Annotated in this window: 20 protein-coding genes and 1 CRISPR repeat array; of the genes, 10 read left to right on the top strand and 10 right to left on the bottom strand. The window is 65.8% G+C overall.

The window, feature by feature from the left end; genetic code table 11:
• Nucleotides 1-15 precede the first annotated feature (15 nt).
• From V8Z80_RS05255 to V8Z80_RS05235, 5 genes are all read left to right on the top strand, one after another.
• Nucleotides 16-201: a hypothetical protein gene (locus tag V8Z80_RS05255; RefSeq protein WP_336061270.1), complete on the top strand. Its 186-nt coding sequence runs from the start codon at nucleotides 16-18 to the stop codon at nucleotides 199-201.
• Complete coding sequence (locus V8Z80_RS05250; RefSeq protein ID WP_336061382.1) at nucleotides 138-527, top strand: Csu type fimbrial protein; 390 nt, start codon at nucleotides 138-140, stop codon at nucleotides 525-527. Before V8Z80_RS05255 ends, V8Z80_RS05250 begins: the two co-directional genes overlap by 64 nt.
• A gap of 14 nt (nucleotides 528-541) precedes the next feature.
• A complete protein-coding gene (locus V8Z80_RS05245; RefSeq protein WP_336061269.1) occupies nucleotides 542-1,342 on the top strand; it encodes a fimbrial biogenesis chaperone in 801 nt (266 codons plus the stop codon).
• Nucleotides 1,293-3,731: a fimbria/pilus outer membrane usher protein gene (locus V8Z80_RS05240; RefSeq protein WP_336061268.1), complete on the top strand. Its 2,439-nt coding sequence runs from the start codon at nucleotides 1,293-1,295 to the stop codon at nucleotides 3,729-3,731. Before V8Z80_RS05245 ends, V8Z80_RS05240 begins: the two co-directional genes overlap by 50 nt.
• Nucleotides 3,732-3,793: 62 nt before the next feature.
• Nucleotides 3,794-4,792, top strand: a complete 999-nt coding sequence (locus V8Z80_RS05235) for a Csu type fimbrial protein (protein WP_336061267.1) — start codon at nucleotides 3,794-3,796, stop codon at nucleotides 4,790-4,792.
• 127 nt (nucleotides 4,793-4,919) lie between these two features.
• A CRISPR array of direct repeats spans nucleotides 4,920-7,636; the repeat unit is 29 nt; unit sequence CGGTTCATCCCTGCACGCGCAGGGAACAC.
• Between the two features lie 65 nt (nucleotides 7,637-7,701).
• Here V8Z80_RS05235 and cas2e read toward each other — a convergent pair.
• The 8 genes from cas2e to cas3 all read right to left on the bottom strand — a co-directional run bounded on the left by cas2e (nucleotide 7,702) and on the right by cas3 (nucleotide 16,763).
• A complete protein-coding gene (gene cas2e / locus V8Z80_RS05230) occupies nucleotides 7,702-8,001 on the bottom strand; it encodes a type I-E CRISPR-associated endoribonuclease Cas2e (RefSeq protein ID WP_336061266.1) in 300 nt (99 codons plus the stop codon).
• Nucleotides 8,002-8,003: 2 nt separating this feature from the next.
• A complete protein-coding gene (cas1e, locus tag V8Z80_RS05225) occupies nucleotides 8,004-8,918 on the bottom strand; it encodes a type I-E CRISPR-associated endonuclease Cas1e (RefSeq protein ID WP_336061381.1) in 915 nt (304 codons plus the stop codon).
• Nucleotides 8,918-9,589: a type I-E CRISPR-associated protein Cas6/Cse3/CasE gene (cas6e, locus tag V8Z80_RS05220; protein WP_336061265.1), complete on the bottom strand. Its 672-nt coding sequence runs from the start codon at nucleotides 9,587-9,589 to the stop codon at nucleotides 8,918-8,920. The genes cas1e and cas6e overlap by 1 nt, the downstream gene beginning before the upstream one ends.
• On the bottom strand, nucleotides 9,586-10,347 hold the full coding sequence (gene cas5e / locus V8Z80_RS05215; protein WP_336061264.1) for a type I-E CRISPR-associated protein Cas5/CasD: 762 nt from the start codon (nucleotides 10,345-10,347) through the stop codon (nucleotides 9,586-9,588). Before cas5e ends, cas6e begins: the two co-directional genes overlap by 4 nt.
• 4 nt (nucleotides 10,348-10,351) lie before the next feature.
• A complete protein-coding gene (gene cas7e / locus V8Z80_RS05210; protein WP_336061263.1) occupies nucleotides 10,352-11,386 on the bottom strand; it encodes a type I-E CRISPR-associated protein Cas7/Cse4/CasC in 1,035 nt (344 codons plus the stop codon).
• Nucleotides 11,383-12,063 (bottom strand): type I-E CRISPR-associated protein Cse2/CasB, encoded by a 681-nt coding sequence (casB, locus tag V8Z80_RS05205; protein WP_336061262.1) that lies wholly within the window; start codon nucleotides 12,061-12,063, stop codon nucleotides 11,383-11,385. The genes cas7e and casB overlap by 4 nt, the downstream gene beginning before the upstream one ends.
• Entirely contained in the window at nucleotides 12,060-13,613 is a 1,554-nt protein-coding gene (gene casA, locus V8Z80_RS05200) for a type I-E CRISPR-associated protein Cse1/CasA (RefSeq protein WP_336061261.1), read from the bottom strand. The genes casB and casA overlap by 4 nt, the downstream gene beginning before the upstream one ends.
• Nucleotides 13,614-14,006: 393 nt before the next feature.
• Complete coding sequence (cas3, locus tag V8Z80_RS05195; RefSeq protein WP_336061260.1) at nucleotides 14,007-16,763, bottom strand: CRISPR-associated helicase Cas3'; 2,757 nt, start codon at nucleotides 16,761-16,763, stop codon at nucleotides 14,007-14,009.
• Between the two features lie 176 nt (nucleotides 16,764-16,939).
• Here cas3 and V8Z80_RS05190 point away from each other — a divergent pair, with 176 nt between their 5' ends.
• From V8Z80_RS05190 to V8Z80_RS05170, 5 genes are all read left to right on the top strand, one after another.
• Nucleotides 16,940-17,179, top strand: a complete 240-nt coding sequence (locus V8Z80_RS05190; protein ID WP_336061259.1) for a ribbon-helix-helix domain-containing protein — start codon at nucleotides 16,940-16,942, stop codon at nucleotides 17,177-17,179.
• On the top strand, nucleotides 17,179-17,598 hold the full coding sequence (locus V8Z80_RS05185; protein ID WP_336061258.1) for a putative toxin-antitoxin system toxin component, PIN family: 420 nt from the start codon (nucleotides 17,179-17,181) through the stop codon (nucleotides 17,596-17,598). Before V8Z80_RS05190 ends, V8Z80_RS05185 begins: the two co-directional genes overlap by 1 nt.
• A 224-nt stretch (nucleotides 17,599-17,822) precedes the next feature.
• Nucleotides 17,823-20,432, top strand: a complete 2,610-nt coding sequence (gene mutS / locus V8Z80_RS05180) for a DNA mismatch repair protein MutS (RefSeq protein ID WP_336061380.1) — start codon at nucleotides 17,823-17,825, stop codon at nucleotides 20,430-20,432.
• Between the two features lie 44 nt (nucleotides 20,433-20,476).
• The gene (locus V8Z80_RS05175; protein ID WP_336061257.1) at nucleotides 20,477-21,670 is read left to right on the top strand and encodes a cupin domain-containing protein; all 1,194 of its coding nucleotides are present in this window, start codon (nucleotides 20,477-20,479) and stop codon (nucleotides 21,668-21,670) included.
• 189 nt (nucleotides 21,671-21,859) lie between these two features.
• Entirely contained in the window at nucleotides 21,860-22,129 is a 270-nt protein-coding gene (locus V8Z80_RS05170) for a hypothetical protein (RefSeq protein ID WP_336061256.1), read from the top strand.
• 117 nt (nucleotides 22,130-22,246) lie between these two features.
• Here the strand turns inward: V8Z80_RS05170 and V8Z80_RS05165 are convergent, their stop codons facing one another.
• Together V8Z80_RS05165 and bamC are read right to left on the bottom strand one after the other, a co-directional pair.
• Nucleotides 22,247-24,088, bottom strand: coding sequence for a phosphoenolpyruvate carboxykinase (GTP) (locus tag V8Z80_RS05165; protein WP_155194210.1), 1,842 nt, complete (start codon nucleotides 24,086-24,088; stop codon nucleotides 22,247-22,249).
• A gap of 290 nt (nucleotides 24,089-24,378) precedes the next feature.
• Complete coding sequence (gene bamC / locus V8Z80_RS05160; RefSeq protein ID WP_155194208.1) at nucleotides 24,379-25,512, bottom strand: outer membrane protein assembly factor BamC; 1,134 nt, start codon at nucleotides 25,510-25,512, stop codon at nucleotides 24,379-24,381.
• Nucleotides 25,513-25,527: the final 15 nt, after the last annotated feature.

Here is a 25,527-nt window from a genome sequence, read left to right as displayed (position 1 = left end):
AGCGGAGACGAAGACATGTCCATCCGAAGCAAGCTGGCAGGGGCTACCCTCCTTACGTTGTCCGCCGCGTTCTCGTCCGCGGCCCATGCCCAGACCGACACGACCACCTTCAGGGTCCTGATCCAGATCATCGAGTCCTGCACGATCAGCGACATCGCCGCTCCGATATCGACTTCGGCATCCACACGCGTGGCGCAGTAACAGAACACGATTCGGAAGGCACGCTGAACGTCAACTGCCCGGTAGGCACGGCCTACACGATCGGGCTGGACGCCGGGCTCAATCCGGCCGACACCACGGCCTCGGCCACCAACCGCCAGATGATCAGCGGCAGCGATCTCATTCCCTACGGCCTGTACCGCGACTCGGCGCGCACCCAGTTCTGGGGCAACGTCATCGGCACGGACACGCTGGCCGGAACGGGCACTGGGGTCACCGTACAGATTCCTGTGTACGGCCGTGTGCCCTCGACCGACTACCCTCCTGGCAACTACGAAGATACCGTCACCGCAACGATCACGTATTGATCCAGGGACTTCCTATGACGTTCCTGGATCGTGCCCGCCGGCGCCTGGCCGGATGGCGGCGGTGGCTTGCGTGCGCGCCGCTCGTGGCGGGATTGCTCGTCCCTGCGCCAGCCTGGGCCAGCGGCTTGCAGGTAGCCCCGATCTCCCTGGAGTTCGCCAGCCAGGATCCGGCGCAGGCAATGTGGCTGAGCAACACGGGCAAGCAGCCGCTGAACGTGCAGCTGCGGATTTTCGAATGGCGCCAGGTCGGGGGCGATGACCAACTCGCGCCGACCCGCGACCTGGTCCCCAGCTCTTCCATACTCTCCATCGACCCGGGCGAGCGCCAGCTGGTCAGGCTGGTGCGCCTGCAGCCGCAGCCGCCGGCGCAAGAACAGAGCTACCGCGTCCTGGTGGACGAGCTGCCCTCGCCTTCCCGAAACGACGGAAAAGGGTTGCGCTTCCTGCTGCGCTACTCCATCCCGATTTTTGTCCTGCCGCCTGGCGCGACGCCGCGCTTCAAAAGCGGCGGGCCGCAGCCGCCCACCGATCCGGCCTCGTTCTCGGTGCGGGCCGAGCAGCGCGATGGCAACAGCTGGCTGGTCGTGACGAACCATGCACGCCAGCGGCTGCGCCTGAGCGAACTGTCCTTGATCGACGCGCGAGGCGGACGCGAAACCGTGGTCGGCGGCCTGCTCGGATACGTGCTGGCTGGCCAGGAAAGGCAATGGCAACTTCCCGTCGCGTTCAACGCATTGCGCACGGGGACTCTGAAGGCAAAGCTCAATGACGATCCGGACGAGCAGACTCTGTCGATGGATCACGCGAGCCAATAGTGTGTCGGCCCTGGGCTTGCTGGCCGCTTTGCCTCTCGAAGCCTGGGCGGCGGATCCGGAGTGGACGGCCCCGCCCTTGCTCGAAGGCACCGTGGTGGCCAGCGGGGCCCAGGTCCATTACCTGGAGGTCGTCCTCAACGAGGTCCCGACGGGCCGCATCGCGCCCTTCGTGACCACCGGCGGCAGGCTCTCGACCACCGCGCAGACCCTGCGCGGCCTCGGCCTGCAATGGCCGGGCAGCCAAAGCGCCACCGACCTGGACATGATCGTCCTGGACCATCTTCCCGGCCTGCGGTCCGAGTATGTGGTCAAGCAGCAGCAGGTCAAGCTGCTTGCCCCCCTTGAAATGCTATCGGGCCCGCGGCGCCGGTTCGGCTACGTGCCGCCCCCGCCAGCGGTGATCGACCCTGCGACGCGCGCCATGGGCCTGGCCCTGACCTACGACATCTTCGCCCTGGACACCGCCTACGGCCGCTCCTTCAGCGGGTGGAGCGAAGCGCGGGTATTCGGCAAGGGCGGCGTGTTGAGCAACAGCATGGTCACCCGGTACACGACCTCGGATTGGGCCGCCTCGCAATGGCGCAATGTCCGGCTCGACACGACCTGGCAATTCGATTTTCCCGACCGGATGCTGACGTTATCGGCGGGCGACAACGTGACGGGGGCCCTGAACTGGACCAGGCCCACCCGCTTTGGCGGCATCCGCCTGTCCCGCAACTTCGCCCTGCAGCCCTACCGCATCAACACGCCGCTGATGTCGTTCACCGGCGAAAGCGTGCTGCCCGCCACGGTCGACCTGTTCATCGATGGCGTCCAGCGGTCCAGCAGCCAGGTGCTGCCCGGCCAATTCCAGATCGACAGCGTGCCGTGGATGAGCGGCGCCGGCCAGGCGCAGGTGGCGATCACCGACATCAACGGCCGGGTGCAGCTGCTCAATTTTTCCCTTTACGGCACGCCCGAGCTCCTGCAGGAAGGCACGTCCGACTGGTCCGTGGAACTGGGGATGATCCGCAAGGACTATGGCCTGAAGTCGTTTTCCTACCGCAGCGAGCCGATGATCAGCGCCACCGGACGCTACGGCCTGAGCAACCGCACGACGCTCGAAACCCATGTCGAGGCCACCCGCGGCCTGGCCATGGCGGGCATGGGCGGCAGCTGGCTGCTGGGCAGCACCGCCGGGGTGCTTTCCCTTGCCGCGGCCGGCAGCCAGCACGAAAGCCGGCAAGGCGTGCTGGCCCGCGCCGCCTACCAATGGAGCGCCCCGGGGTTCAACACCGGGCTGAGCTTCATGGAGCGCAGCCGGGACTTTCGCGATGTCGCAAGCCTGGACGGATGGTCGTTCGCCCGGCGCACCGCGCAGGCCTATGCCGGCTTTGGCGGCGCCTTCGGCTATTTCAGCATCAACTTCATCCAGCAGACACAAAACCATGATGCCAGCCGCTTTCGCCGGGGGCACAACCGCTCCCGCCTGGTGAACCTGAACTGGTCCAAGCACCTGGCCAACAATGCCATGCTGAGCGTGAACGCCTACCGGGACCTGGAGCGCGACAACGGGCACAGCCTGTATGTGTACCTGTCCATTCCCTTCGACAGGCAAACCCGGGGCGCTGTCAGCGCGCGCCGGACACGGGACAGCGAAAGCGTGGCCGTGGATGCCCGGCGCGCCGTTCACACGGACCTGGGCGGCTGGGGCTGGCGCGTGCAGGCGGCCGGCGGGGACGTGACCAGCGGCCAGGCGGAAGTCACCCACCTGGGACGGGCGGGCCAATGGACCGCCGGGGTCAGCCACTACGAAGGCGGCGGCCGGGCGCAAGCCTATGGCAGCGCCTCGGGCGCGGTGGTGCTGATGGGCGGCCATCCGCGCGCCATGCGGCGCGTGGACGACGCCTTTGCCATGGTGTCGACCGACGGTGTCGAAGGCGTGCCGGTAAGGCTGGAGAACCGGCTGATCGGCCACACCGACGCCGACGGCATCCTGCTGCTGAACCGGCTCAACGCCTGGCAGCGCAACCTGGTGTCCATCGACACGCTGGAGCTGCCGGTCGACATGCACGTGCCGCGCACGCGCACCGAGGCCGTGCCGGCGACCCGCAGCGGAGCGCTGGTGAAATTCCCCATGCGGCGCATCCTGTCGGTGCGCCTGGTGCTGCGCGACACACAGGGCGGGCTACTGCCCGCCGGCAGCGAAGTGCGCGTCAGCGGCGACGGGATGCTCCCGGGCGCAACGACCGAAACGGTGGTCGGATTCGACGGCATGGTGTACTTGCAGGACCCGGTAGGCGGGGCCAGGCTGCAAGTGCGCACCGCCGATGCGCAATGCCAGGCGAGGCTGCCGGATCTGGCGGAAAAAACAGGGCTGCTGGAATTGGGAGAGATGGTGTGCCGATGACGTGCTTGGAGAAACCGTTCGATCCTCCGTATCCGCCGGAACATGGCCGGCGGATCCCGGCCTTGGGCTGGCTATCGAGCCTGGCCTTGGCCTTCGGGCTGCTGGGGTCGCCCTCGGCGCAGGCGCAGCCGCAACCGACAGGCAATTGCTGGGTGCAGCAGCAGGCAACCCTGGACTTCGGCATGGTCGATCCCGGCGACGGGGCAGGCCCGGTCAGCGCCACCATGACCTTCGGCTGCCAGGTCAATCCCATCGTGCCCGATGCCACCGTCAACATCCGCATCTGCATCTACATCGGGGAAGACCCGATGGCGCACGGCTACCTGCCGCGCCGCATGACCGGCGACTCCACCCAAAGCAAGCTGGCCTACCAGCTTTACTTCGACGCGGCGACCACCCATCCCATCACGCCGCCCGGGACCAACGCTATCGCGGACACCTGGACCATCACGGTGCCGGTAACGGGCAGCGGCGGCTCGGCCACCGGCACCTTCCCGATCTATGGCAGGGTGATGAGCGGCCAGGGCGTTCCGGCCGACCGCTACCAGTCGCATCCGGCCAATTCGCAGTTCCGCTATTACTTCAGCACCGAGTCCATTCCCGTCGTGTTCTGCAGTCTGCCTCCAAACGAAGACGCCCATACCGCCCCGCTGCAGTTCGGCGGCGTCTACGCGCAAATCGAGGAAGCCTGCCGGCTCATCACCTCCAGCGACATGGATTTCGGCCAGGTCGAAAACCTGTCCGGGGGACTGAACAACGTGTCCCACATCACCTTGATGTGCCCGCTGGGCATGTCCTGGCAGGTCGGACAGGACAATGGCGCCCATGCCGTCGGAAACACGCGGCGCATGGCGGGCCCGGGCGGCAACTTCATCACCTACGAGCTCTACCGCGACCCGGGCCGGACCCAGCGCTGGGGCAACACGCTCAACGACGACACCAGCGCGGGAACCGGACAGGGCAACACGGTGATAGACCTGTCGGTCTATGGCCGGATCGAAGACCAGCCCGCCCCGCCCGGCAGCTACGAGGACACCATCACCGTCACGCTGACTTTCTAGGCGGGCGCCTGCTACCCCCTTGGACCGCGGGGAATGCCTTATCTTCGTGGGGCCTGGTAGACAACCGTTGGCCGCGGCTCATGCCTGCGCGCAAAAACCCCGGTCTTGCCGTCCATCTGGCGTTGCACGGTTTATCCCTGCGCGCGCAGGGAACACGGCGAGGTCATGTGCGGCAAGGCCAAGCTCCGCGGTTCATCCCTGCACGCGCAGGGAACACGGTTTCGGGCAGGCCGAGCCCATCCAGCAGGGCGGTTCATCCCTGCACGCGCAGGGAACACTTGGCCTACATCGTCGGCCTGGTGACGGCCGTCGGTTCATCCCTGCACGCGCAGGGAACACTACGGCGCCCAAGGCCGGCTGCCCCCCCACCGCGGTTCATCCCTGCACGCGCAGGGAACACCCCGTGCGGTGACAGCACTGTAAATAGGCTTGCGGTTCATCCCTGCACACGCAGGGAACACGACAGGGCTTTGGTGATGGTTTCGAGGGAACGGCGGTTCATCCTTGCACGCGCAGGGAACACGATGCCCACCAGCGCCGACATGGGCATGCGCAGCGGTTCATCCCTGCACGCGCAGGGAACACTTCGTTGCCGCTGCCGCTGCCGTAATACCCGGCGGTTCATCCCTGCACGCGCAGGGAACACCCCATTCATCGGAATAGCCCTATCAACGAAACCGGTTCATCCCTGCACGCGCAGGGAACACGCAGGTTTGCCGGCCGCGCTCGCCCGTATCGTTCGGTTCATCCCTGCACGCGCAGGGAACACTATCGTGGCGGTGGATCTCCGCTATGCCGACGCGGTTCATCCCTGCACGCGCAGGGAACACGACGTGCCGGACAAACCCGCTGCGCGCGAGAACGGTTCATCCCTGCACGCGCAGGGAACACTGGGTCGGGTGAGGCCGCAAGGACAGGGGCGACGGTTCATCCCTGCACGCGCAGGGAACACGCCACTTCGCCGTCCCAGCCTTGGGCACCGAGCGGTTCATCCCTGCACGCGCAGGGAACACCACTATGGAGAGGATGGGGAAATCAATGAATGCGGTTCATCCCTGCACGCGCAGGGAACACTGGCTGGAGCCGTACTCCATCAGCGCTGCCGCCGGTTCATCCCTGCACGCGCAGGGAACACACCACGCCGGCGCCGAGCCCGCCGCGCCAGGGCGGTTCATCCCTGCACGCGCAGGGAACACCGCGCACCTGGTCACCGGATCGCCGGCAATGCCGGTTCATCCCTGCACGCGCAGGGAACACCAGCGGCGCGGCAGACGACGGAACAGCCGGAGCGGTTCATCCCTGCACGCGCAGGGAACACCTGCGCTCGGCCATGCAACCCAAGGCGACCGACGGTTCATCCCTGCACGCGCAGGGAACACCGGTGATGGACCGGCGCGACATCCTGGACCATCGGTTCATCCCTGCACGCGCAGGGAACACTGTACAAATGGATATCGCATCCCATGATTTTCCGGTTCATCCCTGCACGCGCAGGGAACACTTCCGTGAGCGAGCAAAACTGGAAAACAGCCGCGGTTCATCCCTGCACGCGCAGGGAACACTCAGTGGCCTGACTGGCATTGGCAAGGCGCGCCGGTTCATCCCTGCACGCGCAGGGAACACTCGGATAGCCAGCCCTCGAGGTGGGAGAAAACCGGTTCATCCCTGCACGCGCAGGGAACACGAGCTGGCGGCGCTGGAGGGCAATGACTGCTACGGTTCATCCCTGCACGCGCAGGGAACACACAGCGGTTGCACGGTCGATGATGTCCGCCGCCGGTTCATCCCTGCACGCGCAGGGAACACGCGTAGGGCCGGTAGTAGCGCAGCCGGTTGCGCGGTTCATCCCTGCACGCGCAGGGAACACGTCAGCCTGGAGCCGCGCAGCCACACGGTCAGCGGTTCATCCCTGCACGCGCAGGGAACACGCCCACGCTTGCAAGATCGCCCGCAGCGCGGGCGGTTCATCCCTGCACGCGCAGGGAACACCCAAGCCTGCTGGCGATCAGCTTTTGTTTTTCGCGGTTCATCCCTGCACGCGCAGGGAACACGACGATGCTGCTGTAGCTCTGGAACGTGCTGGCGGTTCATCCCTGCACGCGCAGGGAACACTCATATTTCACCCTGCCTGCCCTAGCCGGCTGCGGTTCATCCCTGCACGCGCAGGGAACACGAGCTGGCGGCGCTGGAGGGCAATGACTGCTACGGTTCATCCCTGCACGCGCAGGGAACACGGCGACAGGCACCGCCCAACTATTACCCAGCGCGGTTCATCCCTGCACGCGCAGGGAACACTCGACTGGTACGCGCGTGAGCGCGGTATCGAGCGGTTCATCCCTGCACGCGCAGGGAACACGGCCCAGCATCCCGAGGAAGGTTCCAAAATCCCGGTTCATCCCTGCACGCGCAGGGAACACACCGTCGTTCGGGACGGTCCCCGTATTGATAACGGTTCATCCCTGCACGCGCAGGGAACACCGCACCAGCTGGACGACGATGCCGCAGCCGTGCGGTTCATCCCTGCACGCGCAGGGAACACTTGTTGTAGCTAGGCATCGCGCCCACGCCGATCGGTTCATCCCTGCACGCGCAGGGAACACAACCGTGACACGTTAAACATCACCTCTACCCTCGGTTCATCCCTGCACGCGCAGGGAACACGGTACTAGAGCGGCGGCAGCTCGCGCCAAATCCGGTTCATCCCTGCACGCGCAGGGAACACGCGCACTACAGCTCCGGTGCCAACGCCAACGACGGTTCATCCCTGCACGCGCAGGGAACACTCATCCTCGACTACCTTGATAAAGGCGGTCGGCGGTTCATCCCTGCACGCGCAGGGAACACACTTAACCCATGCGATTGATTTCAAAAGAAAAAACCAATGCCACAAAAACTACCAATTTGGCTTTTTAAAGATCAATTTTGTCAATAGGTGAAAACGCCACGAGCCGCAGTCCATCGAATTCGACGGGTATTCGCCGGTTCTTGCCCAGGGTTTGAAATTCATACCCCGATTCGTTGTTGCTGGCCCAGGCCATCACCACACTTCCATCTTCGTGGCCATCAGCAAGATGCTCCCATATCATTTCACGGGTGCGCTTGGAAACATCGCCGATATATACGCCGGCACGAACTTCGAGCAACCAGATTGCCATACGTCCGCGAAGCCGCGGCGGCACGTTCTCGGTAACAACAACGACGAAGCTCATTACTATTGCGTGCGGTGGCCTGCGTCCCCGATGCCCTCAGGATTCGGTATTGCAGGCGGGAGGGACTCCGGCGGCGCCTCGGGTGGCAAGACGCCGCCCGAAGCCAACACATCTTCGATCGTCGGAATGATCCGGGACAGCAATTTACTGGAACGGAACATATCCCGGCAGGCAAGGCGGACTTCGCGCTCAGGGGCTGGGGGATTCTTGGCCGCAGTCCTGAAAGCCAAGGGCACCACTGTTTCGAACTTGAACAAGTCCGCTATGTCGTAAACGAAGGACAACGGCTTTCCTGTATGGATGAACCCCACTGCCGGCGCATAGCCCGCCGCGAGCACAGCAGCCTCCGTAATGCCATACAAGCACGAAGTGGCAGCCGACAGGCAGCGATTCGGAATGTCGGCAGCGTCCCACTGCCCGCGATCATAATTGCGGGAGCGCCAATCGACGCCATATTGCCGGGCAAGCAGCTTATAGGTTTCGCGTACCCTGGCTCCCTCGATGCCGCGTAACTGCTCTATGCTGCGGCGTGCCGGTGCCGGCTCGCCAAAACGCAGCTCATACATCTTTCTCACCACTTTCAAACGCAACTCGTCGTCCAACGCGAGCCTGGCCTGATAAAGCAGGCGATCGGCACGCGCCCCGCCCGGTTGACCGCTTGCGTACAAGCGGACCCCGGACTCGCCTACCCAGACCAGCAAGGTGCCTGCGGTCGAAGCCAGGTGCACAGCAGCATGCGAGACGCGAGTACCCGGCTCAAGCATGATGCAAGCGACCGAACCGACCGGTATGTGCATGCGCACGCCGGTTTGATCCACCACGACAAAGGCACCGTCCTGAACATCGATTTGTCCATACTGGACGAAGATCATCGACATCCGGTCTTTCATGGGCAAGGGTTTTATTCGGGGCAGCATCACAAAAATCGCTTGACAAGCAGCAAGCCGCAGCCAAAGCCCTTTGCATGCCCAACACCCTCGAACAGGACGCGTTGCAAGCGTTGCGCGTCAAGCACTCTTGCAATTCCCTGGTAATCAAGCGAGGAGTACTCGATGACCCCACCCTTGCGACGAAGCCTGTGCTGCCGATAGCCCGACTGCGACAGCTCGCCGGCGCTGACATCCAGGCCCCAGCCCTGGGCTCGTTCCATCAACCAGCGGGTCGCCACATCAAACGGCCCCGAATCAGTGCCGGCGCCGGACAACACCGCAGACCGCTTGGCATCCATCAGCACATCATGCCGACGTGAGCGACCTTCTCCGACCCGACGGCTGACCGTAGGATTGGCCCGCAGATCGAACCGGAGAACCTGCCCGGCGGACAAGCGCGGGCAGTACGGTTTGGTTTGAATATCGAACAATCCCGGCTCGGGTTGCGGTTCGCGAGACGACACCACGTAATACACCATACGCCCTCCGGCGGCGGTGTCTGCGCGAAACAGGAAGTCCCGCGGTCCGTCGTGGCCGGGGAACAGCCGCCAGACCAAGGCATGGTCCCGATAGGCCTCGCCCCTTTCCGCCAGTGTCCGTAATAGGTCCGCAGTACGCGGTCCGGAGAGCAGCATAGCCCTGGAGAAATAGCGGCTCATTGCTGTCCCCTCTCGATGTGCACGTGTTCGCGCCGGGGTACGAACTGCCAGCGGCGACGCGACAAGGGCTGGTCGTATCGAACCGTCTGCAAACTCGCTGCCATGCCCGGGACCATGCCATCATCCCAAAAATATCGCGGCTGTGCCCGACCAAAAACGCGCCGATCCGCCTCGATAGGCCAAGCCCTGTCTGGTTCGGACCCGAGCAAGGCCATCAAGGATCTGCGGGAAGCCTGATCGAATGCGGCCCGCAGGCTCGGCGCCTCCACGATCTGCGGTGCAATAGGCAAGGCCAGCGGACAAGACTTCCGTCCCAGATACAAGGTAAACCGGGGAGCCCGCAAGGCCTCGGCCAGCTCATCGAGCGTGAAAGGGGCATGCTCGGTGGCCTCGAGCGCGATCGATGCAATGCTGTCGCAACGGTACTCGCGCATCGACAGCAGCGTGTCGATCTTTTCAGCCGACAACGATTGCCGCCGGGAACGGAAGCGCTGCTTGCGCCCAGGAACGCCCAGTTGAATGGTATGGAAGTCCCGCAACAGGGAACCCGGCGCCTCGAGCTTGATGCCAAGGCGATACCCTTGGCTCAGCGCCGATAGCGCGGTGTCGTTCTCGCGCTCGATACCCAAGGCCGCCGCCAGCAAACCCAGAAGCGCCGATCGCGAAGGATGCATCGCACAATGGCGGGCCTCGCCGACAGCTATCTCGCCCCAACTGGCCAGCGGACCATAAAGACGCATCAACAGGTACTGGGCCATGGGGTTACTCCACCGCGACGAAATCGAGCAGTTCCGCCAGGCTACCCTTACCTTTGAGCACATCGAGCTCGTAGCGCGCATCCGCGCAATTTCCGTACACCTTGTCCATATTCTCACGCACCCGCTCCAGTGACTGCACCGCCTCGCCGGCATAGTCACTACCGCTGACCGGCTTGACGAAAGCCAACGACAAAGAGCGCGGCTGCTGGCTGCCTTTCTCGATCAGCGAATAATGGGCATAGGCCCGGCTGGCAAAGCTGTTCTGTTTGCCGGTGGGACCTACCTTGTGAGCCGCCTCGGCCACGGCCCGCAAGGCACGCTGGGTCAAGGCCTCGTCCCCGCCGAGATTGCGCTTGAGCAAATCGCGGTCGATGCAAACATATTGATAGAACACAGCTGCCGCGAATCCCGTCTCGCCGATATGTGCAGCGCCAGGGTCGGCAAGATTCAAGTCATCCACCGCCGTGAAATAGTCGTCCTCTATGACCGAGGCATGGACCCCGATGGCATGCGCCACCTGCACCGCCGCCTCGGCGTTGTGCTCGGTCTTGGATGCGAGCATGCGGCCGAACATGGCGATATCGACCGCCGTCTGCGTATGCAGCAAAGCATCCAGCTCGTCCTCGGTGGGCGCACGCTTCTCGGCAGCCAGCGTAGCGACCAGGGCGTCGAGCGTAGCCCGCTCTTCGGGTGCGACGTGCACCAATTGCTCGATCTCCAGAGGGTTTTCCTTCTTGACGGCGCCGTAGACGCCGGCGATCTTCGTAGCCCATTCCTTGGCGGATTTTTCCGGTATGCCGGCCGCAACCAGCGCGTCGAAGGCTTCGCAGCCCAGCCGCTTGGTACGCTTGCCGATCCGCTCGCCGATCTGCTGCTGCATCAGATCCGAGGTACGCCATGCCCGCTTGAGGCTTTGCGAAGAAATGCGCAGGCGATCCACTCCGCCCATGCGTGCCGTCTTAGGTTGGCCCAGGTCGTCCCGGTTCAGGTTGGCCGGAGGATAGGACACCAGCAGGTGCAACTGGACAAAGCGCGTCATGCGTCGGACTCCTTGTTGGATTCGGATTGAAATGCCGCCTGGTCTTTGGCGTTCAGGTAGTAATCGTGGGCCCAATACAGCTTTAGGCTATCAGTAGGATTGACCGGCGGGCGCCTGACATCTGACAACAGCGCCAGCACATCGTCTGCCAGCAAGCCGACGTCGGCCCGTTCCCCGGCGATTTTTATGGCGCGCAGCAACTGCCGGTATATTTCGTCGGAGCCTGTGGCCTTCAAAAGGCGCTTGAATCGCAATTCGCTCATCAGCGGGCGATCGGCAACGGGCGCGCCCGAAGCTGCCGCGCGCGCTTTCACGGACGCCATGCCCAACCACCAGGCAAGGGACCGTCCGTCATTGGGCAGGTCCACCTTGACATGCGCAAGCAAGCCGGCAACCAGCGCAATATCCCGATAAGCCGCCATATCGTCGCCGATGCGGCGCCATTCTTTACAAGCCTCCAGGGCAAGCAGGGCCTGGGCCAGCCGGCTGGACGCCGACGCCAGCACCAGGTCATCGACCTCGGCGGCTCGGCGCAAGACAGCCCGATCGCCCCGATTGAAAGTGAAAGCGCCCGATGGCTTCTGCCCTGCCTGCTCGTCCCTGGGCTGCAGGGCAGTCCACCAAGCGCGCACCACCGTGCGCTGCTTGTCGTCCAGATAAGGGGCTCTCGGCCTCATGCCTTCTCCTTTAGGTGCGTTGTCACGGTTTTCCACATCTGCTTGGCGCTCTTGCCGGCACTCAGGTCCTTGTTAAGCCCTGCCCGCGCCTTGACCACCTGCCCCAGATCACGCTCTTCGATGGGGCCAGCCAGCGTCCATTGCTCGAACAAGGCAGTCGCCGTTCCACGCACAGCCAACAGCCAACTCCGGTACAGGGGCGCAATGGCGGCCTCGTCGTGCACATCCGCTGCGACCAGTTCGGCAATCGCGGCATAGAAAGCGTGCTCCGACCCCTCCCAGAAGCTCTGAAAAATCGCCGGCTCGGAGCCGACATCGCCCGGACGCTTGAACCAGGCGGCCTTGACATGTTTGTGCAGGGCGCTGGCGGCCTCCACGGCAACCGCGATCATCTCCTTGACGCGGTGCACGAGCGCCGCCTGCGACGCCTCCTCGACCACATGTACCGGCAAGCTGCTTTCGTACCAGCAGCGGGCCTTCATGTTGGCGACGTCATAGCCGAAGCACCACAGCCGGACCCCCGGCAGCCCGATCTTGGCATGAAAGTGGGACACCACCTGCGCCGCCGCCGGCTGCATGTCCGGCGTCCCCAAAGCCAGGCCCAGCCAATGGCGGTAGCCAACGCCGCCAGGCTGCCCCTTGATCGAAAGCGGCGGTTGTTCGTTCTTCGGATCCAGGGTGTACGGGGTCAACGGATGGAGCCAGGCGCCGGTGTAGTTGGTGCCGCCGTGCCGCGTTCGATAGTGGTGAAACAGCCTGACACCGGATGCCCCGCACACGCCGCAGTCCCCGGTCGTGCAGGTGCCCGCGTCCAGCCGGATGCGCCGCGGCATGCTCCAGTAGGCTTGCAAGGGGTGAACCGTCTCGGGAGTCGTTGCCAAGGCATCCGCGCCGTCGCTGGTGCGAGTAGGCGCCAGCCACGGCAGCACATCGCTTGCAGCGGCCACCTCGGGATAGCCCAGCGCATCCTGGGTCAACACGTTCAGCCACAGCCTCTGCCACAAACTGGCATCTTCGGCCTGCGGCAGGAGCAGCGTGGTCATCGGCCCCCCGCCGCGCAACGAGGTACGCACCCCCCTGCCGCCAGAGGGGGCGTTGATCTGCAAGGTAAACAGGGCCTGGGCAACGCAGGCCTGGCAAAATCCCTGCGAGGCTGGCATCTTGTTGAAATAGAGATTGCTGTCCGATCCCGCATCGATGAGCAGATCGACGACTGGCAGCAGATTCGCGTCGAGCGGCAATTGCAGGTCTTGCATGAATGCCGCGCCCTCGCTTTCCAGCTCGAAGGCGTGCAGATAAGGTGCCCAGGCCGCTTCCAGGGTGGCTGCATCAGGCGCCTGGCGCCAGCGTTCACGCCACTCGTCCATGTCCAGCGGGGCCAAGCCGTACTGCAGCAAGCCGATCAAGAGTTGGTACAGGCCTGCACGAAAATCAGGACGCACCGCGACGAGATCCCGATAGCGCGCGTTCCCGATATCGAGCGGCGAAATTCGGCCGATCTCGCCCGAGGCGTCCTGGACCGTTAGCCAATGGTCGGTAAGCAAGTTCATGAGGCCTTTCACTCTTTATTGTTCCAGCGGATGGTCAATTTGCCGCTCGTGAAGCTTCCCAGCGCAACGACGAATACCAGCAAACCCCACCCCCAACCAGGGATCAAATCGGCAAACGAGTTCAACATATCAATGAGCCAGAGACTGCACAGGGCTGTCCTGAGCAGTCAAGGCTAGTTTATCGGCGAAAAAACAAAACATCAAGTTTTATTCGTCTTTTAAGACCTTTTCGTCTTTTCTGGTGCCCGAACCAATTTATCGACTAACATTTCCAATGACGAGGCAGCCAATAGAAGCTCCAAGTTGGAACCTTCCCCGAGCATGCGGGGATGAACCGTTTTATTCGTCATTGCCCCCCCGTTCCCTACCACGTAGGGCTACGATCCGCCGCCCTTACATTGCGGCGGACCGCTCCCAACTAAGGCCTTTTTCCGAGTCATATCGAAACTCCACAATCCGGCCTCGCATGTCCAGGCCTTTTCCCTGCCAAGTGTCCCCACGCCGCACCAGAGGAAGGATCGCTGCCGACCCTTCCAACACCTGGTGCTGCATCCGCAACGACTGCAATGCCGGCGAAAGCCGTGCAAGCTCTTGCGCAGTTAGTCCAACAAACCGCCGCGCGTCGATGCGCACGCAGGCATGCTCCCATCCTTCATTGGGCGCACCATGCCGCCACGGCAGCAACTCGTCTTCATGCTCGACGGCCAGGTAAAGCATCAGCGTCTCGTCGCCCAGTCGGGTAGGCAGTTCGGCCTCGCCATGCCATAGATCGCTGCTGTCCCAGCAGTACCCCTTATCGATCTTCAGCGCGTTGAACGCCGCCTGGCTTTCATGGGCCAGGTCCTTGCCCATCTGCGCCTGGGCGGCGCGCTGCAAGGCGGCAGGAATCTCGGCCGCCTGCGGCCCATAGACCGCCTGCACCAGCTCGCGCACCGCGCCAGGCTCGCCGGGCTGCCCGGGGCTGACGATGCATCCGGCCCGCTGCAGCGCCCTTGCCCCACGCCACAACTCTCCCACGTTCGGATAGACGTGACACGCCCTGGGGAACAGGCTCGCATACCAGTCTTCGGAGGGCTCGTCCTCCACGATGGGGCACAGCACATGAAGCACGGGCGCCGCTCGGCGCTCGACCCCATCTTGCGCAGGCGTGCCATCGGGCAAACGGGCATGCCGCTGCAGGCGTCCGGCACGCTGGATGAGCAGGTCGATGGGCGCCAGGTCCGTCACCATCGCGTCCATGTCGATATCGAGCGATTGCTCGACCACCTGCGTCGCTATCAAGACACGGCCGCGGCGTGTCTGCGGGCCCGAGCGCGAGCCGAAGTCCCGCAACACGCGATCTTCGATATCCAGCCGGTCGCCCATGGCGAACCTGCCGTGAAAGAGCGTCAACTGCCCGCTGTGCAGACTGGCCGCCAGCAGATCGTATGCCCGCAGGGCGTCCTCCACGGTATTCCTGATCCAGCATACGCAACGGCCGGCCGCCGCCTCGGCCAATACGGCGGCCACGGCCTCGCTCTCCTGGTGGCAAAAGGCCACTTGCACCTGCCGAACCAGCCGGGGCCGGGTCTCGCAGGCATGCACTGCAATGTCCTTGCCCAAATGCGTTGCCAGCGGATAACGCGCATCGGATGCAACGTCAAGCGGCGGCAGGCCCAGGCCGACGCGGTAAGCTTGCAAAAGTTCTTCGCGGTAAAAGGAAGGCAAGGTCGCCGAAAGCAGGATGACGCTGCCACCCTGCCGCGCGTGACTGATCAGCAGGCGCTTGAGCAGCGTGCGCACGTAGCTGTCATAGGCATGAACCTCATCGACGACGAGTACTTTTCCCGCCAAACCCAATAACCTTAGCGACTGGTGCCGGACAGGCAGCACCCCGAGCAAGGCCTGGTCGATGGTGCCCACCCCCACTTCGGCCAGCAGCGCCTTCTTCCTGTTGTCTGCAAGCCAGGCGCTGCACGCGGCCGAGGCGGTCGGCTCGGCCGGGGCATAACTGCCGCCTGCGGGCAATCCGTCGGCCTGAAGGATGCTTTGCCTGAAGCCTTCCATGAGATGGCGCGCGCCATGCGACAGCACCAGCGACGGCGATGCTTCGTCGGCATACAGCTTGCGATAAACGGAGCCGATCCGCCGATACATCTGGTTGGCCGTAGCCATGCTGGGCAGGGCAAAATACAGCCCGCTCCCCAGCCCTTTCTCCATCAGCCGTTGCACGAGCATCAGCGCAGCCTCGGTCTTGCCCGCGCCGGTGACGTCCTCCAGGAGAAACAACTGGGGCCCGGCCTCCAACGACACACTGGCGGCGTAGCGCTGCAAGGGCGTGGGTTCGCTCAGATAATCGAAAAGAACTGCCGGCCCCGACCAGCGACGCACCGTTTGCGCCGCCAAGCCGGCTTGGCCAACTGCGGATCGCGCGCGCGGCAAGGCGGTATTTCGCCAATAACCCGAGAGCTCCTCCGGCTTTTCCCGATAAGGAAAGACGAATTGGTTGGATCCAAGCCAATCGGCCAGCACCGCCAAACCGGCCAGGCGCCATGCGTGCTGCCGAAGCGTCTGCAGATGCTCCCTGCGAGGCTTCGGGATGTCTGCCGGCAGCCATTCCGCCGCGAGCGCGCCGACGTAGGCCATGGCCGCTTTCCTATCCTCGTCGAGAAAATGGTCCTGGACATACAAACCGGACAGCCCGTCACGACTGGCCTCCTGCGGCGGCTTGCCATGGTGTCCCACCGCCGTCTTCATCCAGGCGGCCCAGAATTCCCCGGCGCCAGGCAAAACGTCGGCAAGCCCCTCCGGCGCGATATCGTCCCGCCACAACACCCAGCCCAAGGTATCGTGCTTGTACAGGTACGGCTTGCCAGCATGGTTTTGCACCAGATCGGCCGAAAGATCCGGCGCCAGCCCCTGGAACCCACGGGCAAACTTTCCCAGGTCGTGTATCGCCAAAAAGAACACCGCCAAGGCGTTCACGACAGGCAACGGCCAGCCTAGCGCTTGCGCCAGCCGCGCCAGGGAAAACTGCGGCAGCTGGAGCAGATGCCATCCGCATGCGGCCACGTCCAGGCTGTGGAACGCCAAGAGGTGATACCGGGCCTGGCTTGCGGGAACAGGTAACGCCTTTCCCCAATAGGCAAAGTACGGCGCACTTGCTGTCATAGGCTCCTGCGTCTCCTTAATATCATGATGGGCAAGCGCGCAGCGGCATGAGCACTGATCCACTTCATGTCTTTTTAGTACAAAAAGTAAGAATTTTCATGAACTTTCCCTTACCGCTTTTTGCCCGCCAGCGCTACATCGGTGTATAAACACCTATCACAGCACGGAAACATGCCATGACGACCGTTCGATGGAACATCGCCGTATCGCCGGAGGTGGACCAGTCCGTGCGGATGTTCATTGCCGCCCAGGGCGGGGGCCGCAAGGGCGATCTGTCCCGCTTCATCGAAGCGGCCGTGCGCGCCTATCTGATGGAGCAGGCCGTCAACCAAGCCAAGTCGGCCGCCGCCAGCATGGACGAGGCCGAGCTGACCGATCTCATAGACGAAGCGGTGCAATGGGCGCGTGAGCACTGATGCGCGTCATCCTGGACACCAACGTGCTGCTGGGCGCACTGGTTTCGCCCCACGGCCCGCCCGACGCGATCTACCGTGCCTGGCGCGCGGGGCGCTTCGAACTGGCGACATCGGCGCCTCAGCTGGAGGAACTGCGGCGCGCAAGCCGCTACCCGAAGCTCAGGCGCATCCTGCCCGCGCACCGCATTGGCACGATGCTCAACAACATGCAGCGAGCCGTCGTCCTGCAGACGTTGGCGCCCCTGCCCGAGGGCCTGCAGGCCCATGAGCCCGATGACGCCTTCCTGCTGGCAATGGGGTTGGCGGCAGAGGCGGACTACCTGGTAACCGGCGACCACCGCGCCGGGCAGCTTCGGTTGGGCAGCGTCGGCACCTCGCGTATCCTCACCCCCACCGAGTTCTGCGCCCAAGCCATTTGACCGCGGCACGCCAGCCGGTCGCGGCGCGCTTCCAATCCTGCGTATGATTGCCGTTCTATGACCGGACCCATGCCGACATGGCAAGTGCAGATGTTTTTCGATAGGTGTAGTCAGTCTTGAACAGCGCTCCCCATTCCCCCCACGACGCCGCGCAAAGCCTGGAACAAGTACAAACGCAGAAATCGCGCGCCAAGCCGGGCGGGCCGGACAACGGCCACACGCCCATGATGCAGCAGTACCTGCGGCTCAAGGAAGAAGCCGGGCCACTGCTGCTGCTCTATCGCATGGGCGACTTCTACGAGATGTTCTTCGAGGACGCCGAGCGCGGCGCCAGGCTGCTGAACGTCACGCTGACCCGGCGCGGCTCGAGCAACGGCACGCCCATTCCCATGGCCGGCGTGCCGGTGCATGCGGTCGAGCAATACCTGGCCAGGCTGGTGGCCCTGGGCGAATCGGTGGCCATCTGCGAGCAGATCGGCGACCCGGCCACCAGCAAGGGGCCGGTCGAGCGGCGCATCGTGCGCATCGTCACCCCGGGCACGCTGACCGACGAGGCGCTGCTGCCGGCCAAGTCCGACCGCGCGCTGGCGGCGGTGCACGTGCCGCTCAAGCCGGGGCGCAATGCCATGCTGGGCATCGCGTGGCTGAACCTGGCCAGCGGCGATTTTCGCCTGACCGAGTGCGCGGCCGAGCAGCTGGATTCCGAACTGGCGCGCATCGCCCCGGCCGAACTGGTGCTGCCCGAGCATGCCAGCGCACCGGCCAGCTTCGACGGCGCCGTCAGCCGCGTGCCCGACTGGCATTTCGCCGCCGAGAACGCACGCAGCCAGCTGCTGGGCCATTTCCGCACCGATACCCTGGCCGGCTTCGACGTCGAGGACCTGCCGGCGGCCATCTGCGCGGCCGGCGCGCTGCTGCGCTATGCCGCACGCACCCAATCGCAGGCCCTGGGCCACGTGCAGTCGCTGTGCGCGGACCGCGCCGGGCAGTACGTCATCCTGGATCCCTATACGCGGCGCAACCTCGAACTGACGCGCACGCTCTCGGGCGAGGACGCGCCCACGCTGTTCTCCGTCCTGGACGGCTGCCGCACGCCCATGGGCAGCCGGCTGCTGCGCCGCTGGCTGCACCACCCCTTGCGCGAGAACGCGCCGGTGCTGGCGCGCCAGCAGGCGGTGGCCGCGCTGCTGGCCGCCAGCACGCCCGAGGGCATCAGCGGCGAGACGCTGGCCCCCGCGCCCCTGCTCGAGACGCTGCGCGCCTCGCTTTACAAGCTGCCCGACGTCGAACGCATCGCCGCGCGCGTGGCGCTGCGCTCGGTGCGCCCGCGCGAGCTGGCGGCCTTGCGCGATGCGCTGGCCGCGCTGCCGGGCTTGCGCGCGCTGCTGGACATCGACACCGCCGCGGCGCGGCTGCACGAACTGGCCCAGGCCCTGGCGCCCGACGCGGGCATCGCCGAGCTGCTGGGCCGGGCCATCGCGGCCGAGCCGGCCGTGGCGGTGCGCGACGGCGGCGTGATCGCGCCGGGGTTTGACGCCGAGCTGGACGAGCTGCGCGGCCTTTCCAGCGAAGGCGGCGATTTCCTGATGCAGATCGAGGCGCGCGAGCGCGCGCGCACCGGCATCGCCAACCTGCGCGTGGAGTTCAACCGCGTGCACGGCTTCTACATCGAGGTCTCGCGCGGGCAGGCCGACAAGGTGCCCGAGGACTACCGGCGGCGCCAGACGCTCAAGAACGTCGAGCGCTACATCACGCCCGAACTGAAGGCCTGGGAAGACAAGGTGCTCTCGGCCCAGGACCGTTCGCTGGCGCGCGAGAAATGGCTGTACGAGCAGGTGCTCGACGCCCTGGCGCCGCATGTCAGCGCCCTGTCGCGCTGCGCCGCCGCGCTGGCCGAGCTGGACACGCTGGCGGCGCTGGCCGAGCATGCCCGCCGCAACGACTGGGTCGCGCCCGAGCTGAGCGAGCGCGCCGAGATCGACATTGAGGCTGGCCGCCACCCCGTGGTCGAGCGCAGTATCGAGCGCTTCACGCCCAATGGCTGCCAGCTCGATGCCACGCGCGCCATGCAGCTGATCACCGGCCCGAACATGGGCGGCAAGTCCACCTACATGCGCCAGGTCGCGCTGATCGTGCTGCTGGCGCGCACCGGCAGCTTCGTGCCGGCGGCGCGGGCGCGCATCGGGCGCATCGACCGCATCTTCACCCGCATCGGCGCGGCCGACGACCTGGCCGGCGGACGCTCGACCTTCATGATGGAGATGACCGAGGCCGCCGCCATCCTGTCGGCCAGCACGGCCAACAGCCTGGTGCTGATGGACGAGATCGGCCGCGGCACCTCGACCTACGACGGCCTGGCGCTGGCCTGGGCCATCGCCCACCGGCTGCTGACGCACAACCGCGCGCTCACGCTGTTCGCCACCCATTACTTCGAACTGACCCGCCTGCCCGCCGAACAGCCTACCGCCGCCAACGTGCACCTGGCCGCGGCCGAATCGCCCTCGGGCATCGTGTTCCTGCACGAGGTGCGCGAAGGGCCGGCCAGCCGCAGCTACGGCATCCAGGTGGCGCAGCGCGCCGGCGTGCCGGCGGCCGTCATCCGCCAGGCCACGCGCGAACTGGAGCGGCTCGAATCGCAAGGCGGCCCCACCGCGCAGCTGGGGCTTTTCGCCGCGCCGGCGGGCCAGGCGCCCGAACCGGCGCCGGCCATCGACCCCGAAGAGCTGCAGGCGCTGCGCACGCTGCGCGAACAGCTGCGCCAGATCGACCCCGACAGCCTCACCCCGCGCGAAGCGCTGGAAGCGCTGTACGGCCTGAAAGCCGCCGATTGCTGAGATGACGCCCCCAAGCGCTGCGCGCGGCGCCATGGACAACTGACATGAACCCGACCACCGCCCTGCCCCTGCTCGGGGGCCTGAGCCCCGAGCAATTCATGCGCCGCCATTGGCAGCGCAAGCCGCTGCTGATCCGCCAGGCGATTCCCGGCATCCGGCCGGCGCTGTCCGTGGCCGCCTTGCGCAAGCTGGCGCGCCGCGACGAAGTCGAATCGCGCCTGATCTGGCGCGAGTCCGGGCAATGGCAGATGGAGCCCGGCCCTTTTGCCCGCCTGCCCAAGGCCGGCGAACGCGAATGGACCTTGCTGGTGCAAGGCCTGGAGCAGCACGACGATTGGGCGGCCGCCCTGATGCAGCAATTCCGCTTCATCCCCGACGCCCGGTTCGATGACATCATGGTCAGCGTGGCCGGCGACGGCGGCGGGGTGGGCCCGCACTTCGACAGCTACGACGTTTTCCTGCTTCAGGCGGCCGGCAGGCGGCGCTGGCGCATCAGCCAGCAGCGCGACCTGAGCCTGGTGCCCGGCCTGCCGCTGAAGATCCTGCGGAATTTCCAGCCCGAGGCCGAATACCTGCTCGAGCCCGGCGACATGCTCTACCTGCCGCCGCACGTGGCCCACGACGGCGTGGCCGAGGGGTCCTGCATGACGATCTCGGTAGGCTTTCGCTCGCCGGACCGCGCCACGCTGGCGCGCGGCATGCTGGAAGCGGCGGCCGAACAGCTGGCCGCGCGCAGCGGCATGCCCACCGGCCCCTATGGCGACCCGCCTCTTCCCGGCCCGGACCTGTCCGCGCGCTACCGCGATCCCGGCCAGCAGGCCACCGACACGCCCGGGCTCATCCCCGACGGCCTGGTCGAGGCGGCGCAGTCCGCCGCCCAGGCAGTGCGCTTCGATGCCGCGCTGGCGGCGCGCTTTCTGGGCTGCTGGCTGAGCGAACCCCATCCCAATGCCGTGTTCTGCGCCGACGAGGATGCGGCCGACCCCTCGCAGTGGCCGGCCGGGGCCACCCTGGTGCTGGACCGCCGCACCCGCATGCTCTACCGCGCACGGCAGCTGTTCATCAACGGCGAGTGCGCACCCGTGACCGCCGAGGCGGGGCTGCGGCGCCTGGCCGACCGCCGCATGCTGGCGCTGGAGGACGCGGCGGCACGCCGCTTGAGCCAGGCAGCGCGCCTATGCCTGGCCGATTGGGTGCAGGCGGGCTGGGTCAGGCTGCAACACAACCGTCCGGGATAACACCATATCGGGTTAACCCCGATACACCCCGTCATCACGGACACATTCCCGTAAAGTCTGTTTCGTTTGGGGAACGCTCTCTATAACTTTCACACCCCCGCCCGCCGGCCTTTCCGGTAGTCTGGACTCGTCACCCTTGCAAGTCAGTGCGCAGGGGCTGGATACACGCTTTATAACTACATGGAGTCCATGATGATGATGAAGAGCCTGCTTGCGGCATCCGCCGTTGCGATCGCCCTGGTTGGTTGCGGCGACAAGGAAGAAGCCGCCACCCCGCCGTCGGCGCCGGCTCCGGCCACCACGCCGGCTCCGGATCCCGCACCCGCTCCGGCCACTCCCGATCCGTCCACCACGGCCCCGTCGCCCTCGCCCAGCGAACCTGCGCCCGCCGCGCCCGGCACCGGCGCCACCGGCACGGAAGGTTCGGGCACCACCGGCGGCACGGGCACGACGCAATAACACCGCGTCCCGCTCCGAAGAGAAACCGCGAAGGAAAAGGCCCCCGCTTTTACGCGGGGGCCTTTTTTACTTTTTACTTTTGCCGCCGGGCTGTCCTGCCCGGCGAGCGCATGAAGGCTAGGCGGCCAGCCGCTGGGCCAGCTTCTGGCGCACGGCGCGCAACTCGGCCGGCAGGCGGCTGTCGAGTTTCTCGAACAGCTCGTCATGCAGCGCCAGCTCCTGCTCCCACAGCGCCGCCTCGACGCGGGTGATGCGCTCGAAGCGCTCTTGCGGGAAATCCAGGCCGTTCCACGCCAGGTCGGCGTAGCGCGGGGTGATGCCGAAGGCATGCTCCTGCCCTTGCGCCTTGCCGTCCAGGCGCTCGAACATCCACTTGAGCACGCGCATGTTCTCGCCGAAACCGGGCCAGACGAACTTGCCGTTCTCGTCCACCTGGAACCAGTTGACGCAGAAAATGCGCGGCAGCTTGGCGCCCGAGCCTTCGAGCGTGCGGCCCAGCTTGAGCCAGTGCGCGAAGTAGTCGCTCATGTTGTAGCCGCAGAACGGCAGCATGGCGAAGGGGTCGCGGCGCACCACGCCTTGCTGGCCGGCCGCCGCGGCGGTGGTTTCCGAACCCATGGTGGCGGCCATGTAGACGCCCTCGATCCAATCGCGCGCCTCGGTCACCAGCGGCACGGTGTTCGAGCGGCGCCCGCCGAAGATGAAGGCGTCGATAGGCACGCCGGCCGGATCGTCCCAGGCTGCGTCGATGGCCGGATTCTGCACCGCGGCGACGGTAAAGCGCGCGTTCGGATGCGCCGCCTTGCGGCCGCTCTCGGGCGTCCAGTCCTTGCCTTGCCAGTCCAGGCAGTGCGCGGGCGCGGGCCCCATGCCTTCCCACCAGACGTCGCCGTCGTCGGTCAGCGCCACGTTGGTGAAGATCACGTTCTCGCGCAGCGAAGCCATGCAATTGAAGTTCGTCTTCTCGCTGGTGCCCGGCGCCACGCCGAAATAGCCCGCCTCGGGGTTGATGGCGTACAGGCGGCCGTCCTTGCCGGGCTTGATCCAGGCGATGTCATCGCCCACGGTGGTGATCTTCCAGCCCGGCAGCGAAGCGGGCGGGATCAGCATGGCGAAATTGGTCTTGCCGCAGGCCGAGGGGAAAGCCGCCGCCACATGCTTTTTGCGTCCGTCGGGCGAAGTCACGCCCAGGATCAGCATGTGCTCGGCCAGCCAGCCTTGCTCGTGGCCCATGCTCGAGGCGATGCGCAGGGCCAGGCACTTCTTGCCCAGCAGCGCGTTGCCGCCGTAGCCCGAACCGAAGGACCAGATCTCGCGGGTCTCGGGGTAATGAACGATGTACTTGATGTCGTTGCACGGCCAGGGCACGTCCGCCTGGCCCGCCGCCAGGGGCTTGCCCACCGAATGCACGCAAGGCACGAACTGCCCGTCGGTGCCCAGGACTTCGTACACCTTGCGCCCCATGCGCGTCATCAGGCGCATGTTCACCGCCACGTAGGGCGAATCGCTCAGCTCCACGCCGATCTGCGCGATGGGCGAGCCCAGCGGGCCCATGGAGAACGGCACCACGTACATCGTGCGCCCGCGCATGCAGCCCTCGAACAGGCCGTTCAGGGTGCGGCGCATCTCTGCCGGCGCCATCCAGTTGTTGGTCGGACCGGCATCCTCGGCCGACTCGGTGCAGATGAAGGTGCGGTCCTCGACGCGCGCCACGTCCGAGGGGTCGGACCAGGCCAGGTACGAATTGGGGCGCTTGGCGGGGTTGAGCCTGCGCAGCGTGCCGGCCTGGACCATCAGCTCGCACAGGCGGTCGTACTCCTGCTGGCTGCCGTCGCACCACTCGATGCGGTCCGGCTGGGTCAGGGCGGCGATCTGCGCCACCCAGGACTTGATGCCGGCGTGCTGGACCCACTCCGGGGCATTGAGCGAAATCGCATCGGTAGGGACTGCAGCGTTCATGAACGAAAAATCTCCGTGTCGTGCATGCGGCCGCGGGCCCGCCAAGTGCCGCCGGAACCGACGGCCACGCCTGGCGGGGGCCGGCGGCGTGATTGATATGGGGAGCCCATTGTAAGCGCCCTGTCATGGAGCCCAGGCAGCGCCTGCAACCAATGGCGACAAATGGCAACGCGGGCCGCCGGCAAAAAAGCGCATCCGGGAGTGCGGGGCCCCAGCGGAGCCGGCCTTGCCGGTCCACGGGCGGCCCCCTGGCGCGGGAAGCGCGCGGCGCTTCCCGGGGTCGGGCCTGCCTACATGTTGTTGGCCAGCACGCCGAGCAGGCGGCGGGCGGTGGGCGAGGTATCGCGCTCGCCCTTGCTGTTGAGCACGGTCACCAAGGTCTGGCCGGCCTGCTCGGTCAGCACCAGGCGGTATTGCGTGGCCTGGGCGCCTTGCTCGGTGCCGAACAGGCGGCTGAACACATTGGGCTCCTGCCGCTTCTGGCCGGTGTCGGTATCCAGGTAGCGCACGTAGTATTCGCCGGCGCTGCGGTCGCGGTCCTCGACGCTGAAACCGCCCGAATCCAGCGCGATGCCCACACGGCGCCATGCCCGGTCGAAAGGCTCGGCCACGCGCAGCACGGCATCGCCCGTGGCGTCGCTCTGCTCGATCTGCGGGCGCTGCGGCTGGTTCTCGGCCTGCGCCACCAGGGCGCGGGCCTGCTCGACGTCGGTGCCCAGGAAGACCAGCATGCGCGCCAGCATGGCGGCGTTCAGGCCGGGATCTTCCTTGCCGTGCTCCCAGACCACCTGGCTGCTGTCGTAGCCGCCCACGCGCCGCTCGATCATCTGCTCGTGCGAGACGTAGATCTCGGTGCGGTTGCCCACCCGCTCGAGCCGGGTGCGGAAACGCTCGCGCTCGCCGCTGTCCCACACCTGGTCCAGGATGGCGCCCAGCGCGCTGCGGATCCAGCCCTCCGGCACCTTGGCGCGGTTCTCGGTCCATTCGGTCTGGATCAGGCCGGCCTTGGGATCGCTGGTGGTGATGACAAAACCCTGTTCGCCCCAGAAATCGACCAGGCGCGGGAAGACCTCTTCGGGGCTGCGGTCGACCGACAGCCAGCGCAGGTTGCCGTCGCGCTCGACACGCATGTCGCTGCGCTGGGGCAGCACCCCGGCCTGGCCCTGCGTGGCGGCGGCCTGGGTCGCCGCCTGCTGGCCTTGCTCCTGGTATTGCGAGAACGTGGTCGATCCCGAGGGCGGCGCGCTGTAGCGCGGGTCGCTGGCGGCCTGCGTGAGGTCGGGCGGGATGCTCAGGCGCTCGCCGCGCACCGCGCCCTTGTAGTTGACCGACTCTTCACGGCCAAGCAACTCGTTCAGATTGCTGCAACCGGACAGCAACAACAGGGCGATGACTGCCGACGCCCCGGCATGACGTTTGTTCATACACATCCTCTTGAT

It is taken from the genome of Orrella sp. JC864 (genome assembly GCF_037026685.1).
Taxonomy (GTDB): domain Bacteria; phylum Pseudomonadota; class Gammaproteobacteria; order Burkholderiales; family Burkholderiaceae_B; genus Orrella.
This window is presented reverse-complemented; position numbering and strand designations above follow the sequence as displayed.